Here is a 13,617-nt window from a genome sequence, read left to right as displayed (position 1 = left end):
GCATAATCGCCACAATGCGTTGCATAGGTGCACCGCATAACGGTCCTCGTAGGGCGCATGGCGAATCAGAAGACGATATTCAGGCGATCCATTTTTCCGGCACAGCCCGGTGGAGATGGCAGACGCCTCCTGGCACTGCCCGGCATTATTGCCGTGGTGGGCGCACTTCTTACGGCCGCCGTATCCTTCGCCATCCTGGTCGGGGCCACGCCGATCACGCCGAATGAAACGATCACGCTGATCATCATTTGCGTGAACGCCGCGTTCATCCTCTTCCTGCTTACGCTGGTCGTGCGGGAGGTCCATCGCATCCTCACTGCGCGTCGGATCGGTAAAGCGGCATCGCGGCTGCATGTGCGCATCGTCACGATGTTTGCGCTGGTTGCCGCAGTCCCCGCCATCGCGGTTGCGGTCATTGCCTCGATCACGCTAAATATCGGCCTCGACCGCTGGTTCGAGATCCGCACCAAGACGATCGTCAACTACTCGCTGTCGATCGCGGACGCCTATGTCCAGGAAAACGCCCGCAACCTTCAGGGCACGACCTTGTCCATGGCCTATGACCTGGACAATGCGCGCACCCTCTACAGTCTCGACCGTACCGGGTTCCGCAATTTCATGAGCCAGCAGGCGGTGGGGCGCGCATTGGCGCACGCTGCACTGATCAATGCGGATGGCTCCTTCGTGATGACGGCGCAGACGCCCGCCGAATTTGCCATGCCGGAACCGCCGGCCGGGTCGGTGGAGACTGCCGCGGACGGCAAACCAGTGCTGATTGAGCCGCGCACCCGCAACATTGTCGGTGCGATCATCAAACTTCGCGAGATCCCGGGGCTCTATCTCTACACGATCAGGCTGGTCGACCCCGAGGTGATCAAGGCGCGCGAAATCGTGCGGGCAAATGCAGACGAATACCGGGGCATGGAAGCCAATCGGCGCCCGTCCCAGGTCGCCATCGCTCTGCCTTACCTGTCGCTGACCCTGATCGTGATCCTGTCGGCGATCTGGACAGGTATTGCGGTCGCGGATCGGCTCGTGCGTCCGATCAGGCAGTTGATCGGCGCGGCGGATGAGGTGGCCACGGGAAATCTCGACGTCTCGGTCCCGGTTCGCCCGTCCGATGGCGACGTCGCCTCCCTTGCCGACACCTTCAACAAGATGCTGCTGCAGCTGAAATCGCAGCGCAATGAAATCCTCAATGCCAAGGACCTCGTCGACGAACGCCGGCGCTTCTCCGAAGCGGTTCTGGAAGGCGTGACGGCAGGCGTCATCGGCGTCGACCATTTCGGCACGATCACCATCGTCAACCGCTCCGCTGAGGCTATGCTTGCCATCTCCGCCGAGACCTCGATGGGCCAGAATCTCTCGGTGGTGCTGCCGCACGTCGGCCGTGTCTTCGAGATTTGCCGCAGCTCCGAGCGGCGCGTCTACCGCGAGCAGGTGACCTTCTATCGCGCCGGCGCCGAACGTACCTTCAATGTGCAGGTCACGATCGAGCAGGGCGACGACGAAAGCCAGGAGAAGTCGTATGTCGTCACGGTTGACGATATCACCGACCTGATGCAGGCGCAGCGCTCGTCTGCCTGGGCCGACGTGGCCCGCCGTATCGCACATGAGATCAAGAACCCGCTGACGCCGATCCAGCTGTCGGCCGAGCGCATCCGCCGCCGCTACGGCAAGGTGATCACCGAAGACCGCGAAGTGTTCGACCAGTGCACGGACACGATCATTCGTCAGGTCGAGGACATCGGCCGCATGGTCAACGAGTTCTCCGCCTTCGCGCGCATGCCGAAGCCGGAAATGAAGAATATCGACCTGCGCGAGCCGCTGCGCGAAGCCTCGTTCCTCATCGAAGTCAGCCGTTCGGACATCAAGTTCGAGCGCGATTTCGGCACCGAGCAGCTCAAGGGAACCTTCGACAGCCGCCTTCTGTCGCAGGCCTTCGGCAACATCATCAAGAATGCCTCCGAAGCAATCGACGCCGCTGACCGCAGCGACGGGGAGGCGGGAGCAATTCGGATTCAGGCGCGCCGTGAAGACGCCATGATCCGGGTGGACGTGATGGACAACGGCAAGGGGTTGCCGCGTGAAAATCGACAGCGTCTCCTCGAGCCGTACATGACCACACGTGAAAAAGGGACCGGTCTTGGCCTCGCGATCGTCAAAAAGATCGTTGAAGACCATGGCGGCCGCTTGGAACTTCATGACGCGCCGGCCGACTTCCATGGCGGTCGAGGCGCGATGATCAGCATCCTGCTTCCTTTGGCAGCCGACGATACGGCCGCGCTGCGCGACGGAAGTGTTGAAGACAAACATAGAACTGAAAAGGTCGGTAATGGCATCTGACATCCTTGTCGTCGATGACGAAGAAGATATCCGAGAGCTCGTCGCCGGTATTTTGAGCGATGAAGGTCACGAAACGCGAACGGCCCATGACGCCGACAGCGCCTTGGCGGCAATCGCCGATCGTGCGCCCAGGCTGATTTTTCTTGATATCTGGATGCAGGGCTCCCGCCTCGACGGCCTGGCGCTGCTGGATGAGATCAAGACGATACACCCCAACCTTCCGGTGGTGATGATTTCGGGCCACGGCAATATCGAGACGGCGGTTTCGGCAATACGGCGCGGCGCCTACGACTTCATCGAGAAGCCGTTCAAGGCCGATCGCCTGATCCTCATCGCCGAACGGGCGCTCGAGACCTCGAAGCTCAAGCGCGAGGTGTCTGACCTCAAGATGCGCAACGGCGACTCGTTCGAGCTCATCGGCATGTCGTCGGCCATGACCCATCTGCGCCAAACGATCGACCGTGTTTCGCCGACCAACAGCCGCATCATGATCGTGGGACCGTCCGGCTCGGGCAAGGAACAGGTGGCGCGCGCCATCCATGGAATGTCGTCGCGTAAGAGCGGGCCGTTCGTTTCGGTCAACGCGGCGACGATCACGCCGGAGCGCATGGAGATCGAGCTTTTCGGTACCGAGTCCAATGGCGCCGAGCGCAAGGTCGGCGCCCTCGAGGAGGCTCACCGCGGCATACTGTATCTCGACGAAGTGGCCGACATGCCGCGCGAGACGCAGAGCAAGATCCTGCGCGTGCTCGTGGACCAGCAGTTCGAGCGCGTGGGCGGCACCAAGCGCGTCAAGGTCGACGTCCGCATCATTTCCTCGACCGCGCAGAACCTCGAAGCCATGATCGCCGAGGGGCGTTTCCGCGAGGATCTCTATCATCGCCTGGCGGTCGTTCCGGTGATCGTGCCGGGGCTTGCGGAGCGGCGCGAGGACATTCCTTACCTGGTCGACGGCTTCATCAAGCAGACTGCCCGCCAGGCAGGCATCAAGCCTCGCCGCATTGGCGACGATGCGATGGCCGTGCTTCAGGCGCACAACTGGCCTGGCAATGTCCGCCAGCTTCGCAACAACATCGAGCGCCTGATGATCCTCACGCGCGATGTCGACGCCGACAAGCCGATTACTGCCGACCTGCTGCCGGCAGAGATTGGAGACGTCATGCCGCGCGTTCCCAATCAGACGGATCAGCACATTATGGCGCTGCCGCTGCGGGAAGCGCGAGAAATGTTCGAGAAGGAATATCTGATCGCCCAGATCAACCGGTTCGGCGGAAATATCTCGCGCACGGCGGAGTTCATCGGTATGGAGCGCTCGGCACTTCACCGGAAACTCAAGTCGCTCGGAGTTTGAGATTGTTTCATCCAGATAGCCGGTCGGCCATCTAATGCGCGTAATCATCTGCGGAGCGGGGCAGGTTGGTTTCGGTATCGCCGAACGCCTGGCTGCCGAAAAGAACGACGTGTCGGTGATCGACACGTCGCCTGAGCTCATTCACGCCATTCGCGATTCCCTCGACGTTCGCGGCTTTGTCGGTCACGGCTCTCACCCGGAAGTTCTGGAAGCCGCCGGCGCCCAGAATGCCGACATGATCATCGCCGTCACGCTTCACGACGAGGTCAACATCGTTGCCTGCGAGGTTGCGCACGCGCTGTTCAACGTGCCGACCAAGATCGCGCGCATTCGTGCGCAATCCTATCTCAGGCCGCACTACCAGGATCTGTTCTCGCGCGAGCATATGCCCATCGACGTCATCATCTCGCCGGAGATGGAAGTCGGGGAAATGGTGTTGCGCCGCATCGCGCTGCCGGGCGCTTCGGACGTCGTTCGCTTTGCCGACAACAAGATCGTCATGCTGGCGATCGAGTGTCTGGAAGATTGCCCGATTGTCCATACCCCGCTCGCGCAGCTATCCGAGCTGTTTCCAGATCTGCCGTCCACGGTGGTAGGCATCACCCGCGGCGGCACGCTCTTCATCCCGCATTCGGCCGACCAGCTCGAACCGGGCGATCTTGCCCATGTCGTGACGGCAAAAGAGCAGGTGCACCGCACCTTGGGCCTTTTCGGCCACGAGGAGCAGGAGGCCACGCGCATCGTGATCGCAGGCGGCGGCAATATCGGCCTCTACGTCGCCAAGACGATCGAGCAGCGCCAGAGCCGCACGAAAATCAAGATCGTCGAATCCGTGCGCGAACGGGCTGTGACGATAGCGGACCAGTTGCGCCGCACGGTCGTGCTGAATGGCAGCGCGCTGGATCAGAAACTGCTGATGGAAGCAGACATCCAGGATGCCGACCTGATGGTCACCCTGACCAACAACGATCAGGTGAATATCCTATCGAGCGTCATGGCCAAGCGCTTGGGCTGCAAGGCAAATCTGGTTCTGATCAACAATCCTGCCTATCAGGACCTAACCGAGTCGCTCGACATCGATGCCTATGTGAATCCGAGTTCGGTCACGATCTCCCGCGTGCTGCAGCATGTGCGCCGCGGCCGCATCCGCGCCGTCCACAGCGTCCAGCGCGGCGCTGCGGAGATCATCGAAGCCGAGGCGCTGGAAACGTCGCCCCTGGTTGGCTCGAACCTGAGCGATCTGGATTTGCCGGACGGCATGAGAATTGGTGCCATCTACCGCGATGGACAAGTCATCAAGCCGAATGGCCAATCGAGAATCAAACCCAAGGACCGGGTGGTCATCTTCGCGCTCGCCCATGCCGTTAGGCATGTCGAGCAGATGTTCCGTGTCAGTCTGGAGTTTTTCTGAAATGTGGTCGGCTGCAGATATCGCGCCTTGGATTCTTGCGCGGTTTCAACGATATGTACCGTGCCACGCTGTGGCAGGGTCGGACTTTTGTCGCACCACACCTTTTTGGCGTTGCGGAAGAAACGCCGGCCTGATAACCGCTTAAGTGGAACTGATTCAAAACAACTCGTTCTGCTTGCCTGGACTTTGGCGAGCGATAGATTTGTTAGGCTGACAAAGACCAATAACTAGGGCTTGGAAGCAGGCAAATCGACGGGGGTCGACGAAAGATAAGAAAAATGGCGGAACGTACGCAAAATCTTCAGGACCTCTTCCTGAATTCGGTTCGTAAGAGCAAGAACCCACTGACGATCTTCCTTATCAACGGCGTTAAGCTAACCGGTGTAGTTACGTCGTTTGACAATTTTTGTGTTTTGTTGCGTCGCGACGGACATTCGCAACTCGTCTACAAGCACGCCATCTCCACCATCATGCCGAGCCAGCCGGTTCAAATGTTTGATGGCGAGGAAAACGGCCAGGGCGCCTGATTGGCTCAAGGCAAGAACGCAGGTAAGAACGGGGCGCGCGCTTCGCGAGCTAACAGCTCGGAGCGCTCTACTCAGGAAAAGCCGACGATTGCGGTCGTCATCGTCCCCGTGCTGGCTCGCCAGCCGCGCGGGGATGACGATTCCAATCGCCCGCGCCTGACGCGGTCATCCGAGGCCCGCCTGGACGAAGCGGTAGGGCTCGCGAGCGCTATCGACCTCGATGCGGTCCACACAGCCATCGTGATGGTGAACGACCCGCGACCGGCCACGTTGCTTGGCAGCGGCAAGGTCGATGAACTGGCCGAGATCGTCAAGGAAACGCATGCGGAACTGGTGATCGTGGATCATCCGCTGACGCCGGTTCAGCAGCGAAACCTTGAAAAGGAAACCAACGCCAAGGTCCTGGATCGCACGGGCTTGATCCTGGAGATTTTCGGCCGGCGCGCGCGTACCAAGGAAGGTACGCTGCAGGTCGATCTGGCGCATCTGAACTACCAGAAGGGCCGGCTGGTCCGCAGCTGGACCCACCTTGAGCGCCAGCGCGGCGGTGCCGGATTCCTGGGTGGTCCCGGTGAAACGCAGATTGAAGCCGACCGGCGCGCGCTGCAGGAAAAGATCATGCGGCTCAAGCGCGAGCTCGAGACCGTGCGCCGCACGCGCGATCTGCACAGGGCCAAGCGCAGGAAAGTGCCGTTTCCGGTCGTCGCCATTGTCGGCTACACCAATGCCGGCAAGTCGACGCTGTTCAACCGGCTGACCGGGGCAGGGGTTCTGGCCGAAGACATGCTGTTTGCGACGCTAGACCCGACCCTGCGCCGGGTGCGGCTGCCGCATGGCACGCCGGTGATCTTGTCGGATACGGTGGGCTTCATCTCCGACCTACCGACGCATCTCATCGCCGCCTTCCGCGCGACGCTGGAAGAAGTGGTCGAGGCCGATCTTATCATCCACCTTCGCGACATTTCCGACCCTGACACGGCGGCCCAGGCCGAGGACGTGGAGCGGATTCTCGCCGATCTCGGCGTCGATGCCTCCGATGACAAGCGTATCGTCGAGGTCTGGAACAAGATCGACCGGCTGGACGAGGTCAATCGCGAACGCCTGCTTGCCGAAAGCGCAAGCGGCAAGCCGGCACCGCCGATCGCCATCTCCGCGATCACCGGCGAGGGCATCGATGCACTGACGGCACTGATCGAAGAGCGGGTTTCAGGCGAACTGAAACCGGTGACTATCACGCTCACGCCGGACCAGTTGGGTCTGGTGGATTGGTTCTACCGCAACGGCGATGTTACCGAGCGGGTGGACAATGAAGACGGCGGCGTGACCATCACGCTACTGGCGACAGAGTCGGCGCGCGAAGAGATTGAATCCAGGCTGCAGCGCAAGAAATAGGGCCAGAGCATGATCCCGAAAAGTTGCAGACTTTTCGGACAAGATCATGCTTCAAAAACAAAAGCTTAGAGCTAGATGGCGATTCAACGAAAAGGCATCTCGCTCTAAGCCTTACTTCGCCTTCTTTGCCTGCTGCCAGAGCTCTTCCATTTCCTCTAGGCTTGCCTCGTCGAGGTTGCGTCCTGCAGCCTCCAGCTCGCGCTCTACGTGATGGAAACGCTTGCGGAACTTGTCGTTCGTGCCGCTGAGCGCGGCTTCTGAATCGATCTGCAGGTGCCTGCCGAAATTAACCAGGGCAAACAGCACATCGCCAAATTCGTCCTGGATGGCCGCCTGATCGGCCTTGCCCATGGCTTCGCGCAGTTCCCCGATCTCTTCCTCGATCTTGTCCAGGATGGGCGCGGCCTCTTTCCAGTCGAAGCCGACGCGGGCAGCCTTTTCCTGCAGCTTCAGCGCTCTGGTAAGGGCAGGGAACGCAACTGGGATACCGTCGAGAAAACCCCTGCCGTGATCTTCGGGGTCGAGGCCCCGCGCAAGCCGGGTTGCCCGCTTCTCGGCCTTCTCCACGGACTTGATCTGCTCCCACATTCCCTTCGCCATGCCGGCGCTGCGAGCATCCTCGTCGCCGAACACGTGCGGATGGCGCCTGATCATCTTTGTTGTGACGGCCTCGACCACGTCGCCGAAATCGAACTCATCGATCTCTTTTGCCATCTGCGCGTGATAGACGACTTGCAGCAGCAGGTCGCCCAGTTCTAGGCGCAGGTCCTCGAAGTCGCCGCGCGCGATTGCGTCTGAAACCTCATAGGCTTCCTCGATCGTATAGGGCGCGATCGTCTCGAAATTCTGCTCGATGTCCCATGGGCAGCCGGTGCCTGGCGCGCGCAGGGCCGCCATAATTTCGATGAGACGCGAGATATCCTTGGAAGGTTTCATGGCTGGTTGCTTGCCTAAGATGTTGAGGCGAACCGTCGACGGCCAGGGTTCACAGCCCCGAACGTCAACGACCAGGGCGTTAAAGCCGATTGCTTAGCTTGCCGCAATGAAATTGAGCTTGGGCGGCTGCACTATCTGAAGGTCGGCGGCGTTGCCGCCGCTCATTGCGGCGAGCAGTATCCGCCCCATCTGAAGCCCTGCGCCGCTGATGTCCTCATAGATCGTGTCGACCTGCGGGCGGACGAGGTCGAAGAGGCCGGACGTCTGCTTGGCCACGATGCCGACGTCGGTGCCGGGCGTGAGGCCGCGGTCGCTGAGCGCGGCCATAACCGCCAGCGCGGAAACTTCACCGCCGCAGACATATCCGTCAGGCGGGTCGGCCAGCGCCATGCGAGCGAATACGCTCGCTCGGATATCCTCGGCGGAACTGTCGAGGTCCACGTCCTCGATGACCTCGAACGCCACCCCGCTTTCGCGCACGGCTGTCATGAAGCCATACTGGATGTGCTGGAAAAAGGTGAAGCGACGCGGCGGCAGGATGATCGCCAATCGCCTACGGCCATTGGCGATCAGGCGCCTTGTGGCCTCATAGGCGAAGCTGAAATTGTCGAAATCGACGTAAGGGTGCGGCGTGCCAAGCTCGGTACGGCCGTGGCAGACGAATGGAAAATCGTGCTCGAGCAGCAGCTTCACCCGCTCATCGAACGGTTCGGTGCGTGAGAAGACGACCGCGTCCGCCATGCGGTTGCGGATGATGCGGCGCACCGGATCGATGCTCGGCACATCGGCAAAATGCGGGGTGACCACGAGATGGTAAGGCGTTTCGCGCAGCGCTTCGGTCAATCCTCGAATCAGGGACGTGCTGAACCCGAGGATTTCCTCGTGAGGATCGAGCACGAGCGTGATCACGTTGGTGCGGCCGGTGCGGAGACGTTGTGCGGCGCGGTCCGGCAGGTAGCCGATTTCTTCGGCGACCTGCTGCACCCTCTGTCGGGTTTCCAGCGCAATCTGCGGCGCGCCCCCAAGCGCCCGCGAAACCGTCGTCACGGCCAGGCCGGTAAGCTCGGCGATGGTCCGCAGCGTGGGTTTTACCGCCGCGCCCTCTCCGTTCTCCCGCTTTCCGCCTCTGTCAGAGCCGTCCATCGGCCGTGCCTCTTGTACCTGCAGCGCATTCGTCAGCGCATTTATAACGTTATAAATTAGACCATGTCGCCTGAAAGGGCACCCGATTTCCACAGCTTATGGCCATTAAAGTCATGCAACTCAAGGGGTTGCTGAGAAGGTGCACGCATTGTGGCCTCGCAGCTTGACAGAAGTCCGATTTATATCGTTATAAATTCACAGCTGGCGATATTGCCGCCAAGCAACCTGGGAGGGATTCAATGTCACTGCGTACGATCACGAAGCTTGCCGTCGGTGCGGCGCTCATCGCCCTGACTTCGGGCGCGGCCAAGGCTGGCGATAACGTCGAAGTTCTGCACTGGTGGACGTCGGGCGGCGAAGCCTCGGCGCTGGACGTGCTGAAGAAGGATTTGGAATCGAAGGGCGTCACCTGGTCCGACATGCCGGTCGCCGGCGGCGGCGGCGAGGCCGCTATGACCGCGCTGCGCGCTCGCGTGACCGCTGGCAACCCGCCGACGGCCGTGCAGGCACTCGGCTTCGACATCACCGACTGGGCCAAGCAGGGCGTCGTGGGCGACCTCAGCGAAGTCGCCAATGCGGAAGGCTGGGACAAGGTGATCCCGACCGCGCTGCAGAACTTCTCGAAATATGACGGCAAGTGGATTGCCGCACCGGTGAACGTCCACTCCACCAACTGGGTGTGGATCAGCAAGAAGGCGCTCGACGCCGCCGGCGGCAAGGAGCCCCAGAACTGGGACGAGTTCGTTGCCATGCTCGACAAGATGAAGGCAAACGGCATCACGCCGCTCGCCCATGGCGGTCAGCCCTGGCAGGATGCGACCCTGTTTGACGCTGTCGTGCTTTCGCTTGGCACCGACTTCTACAAGTCGTCGATGATCGATCTCGATCCGGCCGCCTTGAGTGGCGACAAGATGAAGGAAGCCTTCACCCGCATGGAGAAGCTGCGTTCCTACGTGGACGACAACTTCTCGGGTCGTGACTGGAACCTGGCCTCGGCCATGGTCATCGAAGGCAAGGCCGGCGCACAGATGATGGGCGACTGGGCCAAGGGCGAGTTCCTCAAGGCTGGCCAGAAGCCGGGCACCGACTTCGTCTGCATCCGCTTCCCGGGCACCCAGGGCGCCGTCACCTTCAACTCCGACCAGTTCATGATGTTCAAGGTCGGCGAGGACAAGCAGAAGGCGCAGCTCATGATGGCTTCGGCCATCGAGGACCCGAAGTTCCAGTCGGCCTTCAACGTGGTGAAGGGTTCGGTTCCGGCCCGCACCGACGTGCCTAATACCGCTTTCGACGACTGCGGCAAGAAGGGCATGGCGGACCTCGCCGAAGCCAACGAGAAGGGCACGCTGTTCGGCTCCATGGCCCATGGCCATGCTGTGCCGGCGTCGATCAAGAACGCCATGTATGACGTGATCACGCGTCACTTCAACGGCGACCTGTCGACCGCAGACGCACCGGCCGAACTGGCCGCTGCTGTCGCTGCTGCAAAGTAACGATACGAGCCTGCCGGCGGTGCGCGTTTTCGCGCCCGCCGGTGACTTCTGGGGCATTGCGAACATTCGCCTGTATGCCTCTGTTTTTCCAGCGCAAATGGATGACAACGTCATGCCATTTGCGGGGTAGCGGACATGCCGACACGCAATCAGTTGCAGTCCATCGTACCAAAGCTGGTGCTTGCCCCCAGTTTCGCGATGATCCTGCTCTTCGTTTATGCCTTCATCCTCTACACCGGCTATCTGTCGCTGACGGATTCGAAGATGCTTCCGTCCTACGGGCTGGTGGGTTTTGAAAACTATTCGAAGCTTTGGCAGCTTCCGCATTGGTGGCGTGCGCTCACCAACCTGGCCATTTTCGGCACGCTCTACATCGTCGTGTGCTCGGTGCTCGGCCTGTTCGTGGCGATCCTGCTCGACCAGAAGATCCGCGCCGAGGGTTTTCTGCGGCCGATCTATCTCTATCCGATGGCGCTGTCCTTCATCGTCACCGGCACGGCCTGGAAATGGTTCCTCGACCCCGGCATCGGCCTTGAGCACACCATGCACCTCTGGGGCTGGGAGAGCTTTTCCTTCACCTGGATCAAGGATCGGAACCTGGCGATCTACACCGTGGTGATGGCTGCCGTCTGGCAATCGTCGGGCTTCGTCATGGCAATGTTCCTGGCCGGTCTGCGCGGCGTTGACAACGAGATCATCAAGGCTGCCCAGATCGACGGCGCATCGACCATGATGATCTACCGCCGCATCATCATTCCGCTGATGCGTCCGGTGTTCCTGTCGGCCTTCGTTGTGCTCGCCCACCTCGCCATCAAGTCCTACGACCTCGTCGTGGCACTGACCGGCGGCGGGCCGGGGCAGGCCACCGAACTGCCTGCGACATTCATGTATTCCTACACCTTCACCCGCAACCAGATGGGCATTGGCGCCTCGTCGGCGATGATCATGCTGGTCATGATCTTCTCCATCATCATCCCGTATCTCTATACGGAACTGCGTGGAGGGCCGCGCCAATGAGCACGCCTTCGGCCGACAACGCAACGCAGGTGAACAAGCTCGCTCGCGGGCTGATCTACATCGCGCTCATCCTGTTTGCGATCTACTACCTGCTGCCGCTCTACGTGATGATCGTGAACTCGGTGAAGCCGCTGTCCGAGATCCGTGAAGGCAACATGCTGGCCCTTCCGAGGGAATTCACGCTTGATCCGTGGTTCACCGCCTGGTCGACGGCGCAGATCGGCGTGCAGGCGACTGGCCTGAAACCCTACTTCATCAATTCGATCCTGATGGCGGTCCCTGCCGTCGCGATCTCGACGATGCTCGGCGCGCTGAACGGCTTTGTCCTCACCAAATGGCGCTTCCGGGGCGACAATCTGGTGTTCGGCATGATGCTGCTGGCCTGCTTCATCCCGTTCCAGATCGCTCTCATTCCCGCCGCGCGCATCCTTGGCATGCTCGGCCTTGCCGGCACCACGCGCGGGCTGGTGCTCGTCCATGTGGCCTATGGCCTGGGCTTCACGACCCTGTTCTTCCGCAACTACTATGCCGCGTTCCCGACGGAACTCGTGAAGGCCGCTCAGATCGACGGTGCCAGATTCTTCCAGATATTCTGGCGCATCCTGCTGCCGTCTTCCGCACCGATCATCGTGGTGACGGTCATCTGGCAGTTCACCAATATCTGGAACGACTTCCTGTTCGGCGCTTCCTTCGGCGATTTCAAATCGCAGCCGATGACGGTGGCGCTGAACAATCTCGTCTCGTCCTCGAGCGGCGTGAAGGAATACAACGTCCATTTTGCCGGCGCGATCCTGGCGGCGCTGCCCACGCTGGTCGTCTACATCGTGTCGGGCCGATATTTCGTGCGTGGCCTCATGGCCGGCGCGGTGAAAGGTTAGCGCATGTCCTTCCTGCAAATCCGCAACCTCGAAAAAACCTTCGGCAACGTGAAGGTGCTGAAGGGCATCGATCTCGAAGTGGAGGAGGGCGGCTTCCTCGTCCTCGTCGGGCCTTCCGGCTGTGGCAAGTCCACCCTGCTCAACTCCATCGCCGGACTGGAAACGATCACCGGCGGCTCGATCAGCATCGGCGGCAAGGTGATTAACGGGCTGCATCCCTCGCAGCGCGACATCGCCATGGTGTTCCAGTCCTACGCGCTCTACCCGAACATGACTGTTGCCGGGAATATCGGCTTCGGCATGGAAATCCGGGGCGTGGCGAAGCCTGAGCGGGACCAGGCCATCGCCACCGTGGCCGAGATGCTGCAGATCGCCCATCTGCTCGACCGCAAGCCGAGCCAACTTTCGGGCGGCCAACGCCAGCGCGTGGCAATCGGCCGAGCGCTGGTGCGCAAGCCGCAGGTGTTCCTGTTCGACGAGCCGCTTTCGAACCTCGACGCCAAGCTGCGCGTGGATATGCGTACCGAAATCAAGCGCCTGCATCAGCGCATGGGCACGACCATCGTCTACGTCACGCACGACCAGATCGAAGCGATGACGCTGGCCACCAAGATTGCCGTGCTGAAGGACGGGGTGCTGCAGCAATCCGGCACGCCAGCCGAGATCTACAACAACCCGGCCAATCTCTTCGTGGCCGACTTCATGGGCTCGCCGGCCATGAACCTCATCCCGGTGACGATCAAGAAGAACGGTTCGGGCGTTTCGATCTCGACGCATCGCGAGGAGCAGGAACCGCTGGTTCTCGGCGTGCCCAATGCATCTGCGGGGCTTTCAGCGCATGATGGCAAGGAAGTCATCTTCGGCATCCGGCCCGAGGCGCTGACGGACCGCGACGGCGCCGATCGCAATGCCGCACATGTTGCCGAGAGCGAATGCCTGATCGAAGTGGTGGAGCCGGCCGGCTCCGACACCTTCGCCGTCACACGGTTGGGCCGCAAGCATGTCACGGCGCGCCTGCGCGCCGACGCCAACGTGACTGCAGGCAAGAAGACTAATCTGGCATTCAATCTCGACAAGGCTGTGTTTTTCGACCCTGCGAGCGGGCTGCGGATCGTCTGAGGAG

Annotated in this window: 11 protein-coding genes; 9 read left to right on the top strand and 2 right to left on the bottom strand. The window is 61.0% G+C overall.

Annotated features, from left to right (window positions below):
• Positions 1–57: 57 nt before the first annotated feature.
• The 5 genes from M2281_RS26315 to hflX all read left to right on the top strand — a co-directional run bounded on the left by M2281_RS26315 (position 58) and on the right by hflX (position 7,027).
• A complete protein-coding gene (locus tag M2281_RS26315) occupies positions 58–2,346 on the top strand; it encodes a sensor histidine kinase NtrY-like (protein ID WP_280824166.1) in 2,289 nt (762 codons plus the stop codon).
• Positions 2,336–3,697 carry a sigma-54-dependent transcriptional regulator gene (locus M2281_RS26310; RefSeq protein ID WP_280824165.1) on the top strand — a complete coding sequence of 454 codons (1,362 nt, stop codon included), beginning with the start codon at positions 2,336–2,338 and terminating at the stop codon, positions 3,695–3,697. The genes M2281_RS26315 and M2281_RS26310 overlap by 11 nt, the downstream gene beginning before the upstream one ends.
• A 34-nt stretch (positions 3,698–3,731) precedes the next feature.
• On the top strand, positions 3,732–5,108 hold the full coding sequence (gene trkA / locus M2281_RS26305; protein WP_280824164.1) for a Trk system potassium transporter TrkA: 1,377 nt from the start codon (positions 3,732–3,734) through the stop codon (positions 5,106–5,108).
• Positions 5,109–5,386: 278 nt separating this feature from the next.
• On the top strand, positions 5,387–5,635 hold the full coding sequence (gene hfq, locus M2281_RS26300) for an RNA chaperone Hfq (RefSeq protein WP_008838101.1): 249 nt from the start codon (positions 5,387–5,389) through the stop codon (positions 5,633–5,635).
• On the top strand, positions 5,636–7,027 hold the full coding sequence (gene hflX, locus M2281_RS26295) for a GTPase HflX (RefSeq protein WP_425537809.1): 1,392 nt from the start codon (positions 5,636–5,638) through the stop codon (positions 7,025–7,027).
• Between the two features lie 111 nt (positions 7,028–7,138).
• On the opposite strand, the gene mazG is transcribed toward hflX, so the two are convergent.
• Positions 7,139–7,963 (bottom strand): nucleoside triphosphate pyrophosphohydrolase, encoded by an 825-nt coding sequence (mazG, locus tag M2281_RS26290; RefSeq protein WP_280824163.1) that lies wholly within the window; start codon positions 7,961–7,963, stop codon positions 7,139–7,141.
• Between the two features lie 93 nt (positions 7,964–8,056).
• The gene (locus M2281_RS26285; RefSeq protein ID WP_280824162.1) at positions 8,057–9,106 is read right to left on the bottom strand and encodes a LacI family transcriptional regulator; all 1,050 of its coding nucleotides are present in this window, start codon (positions 9,104–9,106) and stop codon (positions 8,057–8,059) included.
• A 239-nt stretch (positions 9,107–9,345) separates the two neighbouring features.
• On the opposite strand from M2281_RS26285, the gene M2281_RS26280 reads away from it, so the two are divergent.
• From M2281_RS26280 to M2281_RS26265, 4 genes are all read left to right on the top strand, one after another.
• Entirely contained in the window at positions 9,346–10,599 is a 1,254-nt protein-coding gene (locus tag M2281_RS26280; RefSeq protein WP_425537808.1) for an ABC transporter substrate-binding protein, read from the top strand.
• 135 nt (positions 10,600–10,734) lie between these two features.
• Positions 10,735–11,616 (top strand): carbohydrate ABC transporter permease, encoded by an 882-nt coding sequence (locus tag M2281_RS26275; RefSeq protein ID WP_280824161.1) that lies wholly within the window; start codon positions 10,735–10,737, stop codon positions 11,614–11,616.
• The gene (locus M2281_RS26270; protein WP_280824160.1) at positions 11,613–12,494 is read left to right on the top strand and encodes a carbohydrate ABC transporter permease; all 882 of its coding nucleotides are present in this window, start codon (positions 11,613–11,615) and stop codon (positions 12,492–12,494) included. The genes M2281_RS26275 and M2281_RS26270 overlap by 4 nt, the downstream gene beginning before the upstream one ends.
• A gap of 3 nt (positions 12,495–12,497) precedes the next feature.
• The gene (locus tag M2281_RS26265; RefSeq protein ID WP_280824159.1) at positions 12,498–13,613 is read left to right on the top strand and encodes an ABC transporter ATP-binding protein; all 1,116 of its coding nucleotides are present in this window, start codon (positions 12,498–12,500) and stop codon (positions 13,611–13,613) included.
• Positions 13,614–13,617 lie beyond the last annotated feature (4 nt).

Source organism: Pseudaminobacter soli (ex Li et al. 2025) (assembly GCF_029892515.1).
GTDB lineage: Bacteria > Pseudomonadota > Alphaproteobacteria > Rhizobiales > Rhizobiaceae > Pseudaminobacter > Pseudaminobacter soli_A.
Note: the sequence above shows the minus strand (reverse complement) of the source record. Positions and strands in the feature narration are given on the sequence as shown.

Bases quoted from the DNA above. Each gene is read 5' to 3' on its own strand.
- M2281_RS26315 (WP_280824166.1), top strand. From the start codon at position 58: ATGGCGAATCAGAAGACGATATTCAGGCGATCCATTTTTCCGGCACAG.
- M2281_RS26310 (WP_280824165.1), top strand. From the start codon at position 2,336: ATGGCATCTGACATCCTTGTCGTCGATGACGAAGAAGATATCCGAGAG.
- trkA (WP_280824164.1), top strand. From the start codon at position 3,732: ATGCGCGTAATCATCTGCGGAGCGGGGCAGGTTGGTTTCGGTATCGCC.
- hfq (WP_008838101.1), top strand. From the start codon at position 5,387: ATGGCGGAACGTACGCAAAATCTTCAGGACCTCTTCCTGAATTCGGTT.
- mazG (WP_280824163.1), bottom strand. From the start codon at position 7,963: ATGAAACCTTCCAAGGATATCTCGCGTCTCATCGAAATTATGGCGGCC.
- M2281_RS26285 (WP_280824162.1), bottom strand. From the start codon at position 9,106: ATGGACGGCTCTGACAGAGGCGGAAAGCGGGAGAACGGAGAGGGCGCG.
- M2281_RS26280 (WP_425537808.1), top strand. From the start codon at position 9,346: ATGTCACTGCGTACGATCACGAAGCTTGCCGTCGGTGCGGCGCTCATC.
- M2281_RS26275 (WP_280824161.1), top strand. From the start codon at position 10,735: ATGCCGACACGCAATCAGTTGCAGTCCATCGTACCAAAGCTGGTGCTT.
- M2281_RS26270 (WP_280824160.1), top strand. From the start codon at position 11,613: ATGAGCACGCCTTCGGCCGACAACGCAACGCAGGTGAACAAGCTCGCT.
- M2281_RS26265 (WP_280824159.1), top strand. From the start codon at position 12,498: ATGTCCTTCCTGCAAATCCGCAACCTCGAAAAAACCTTCGGCAACGTG.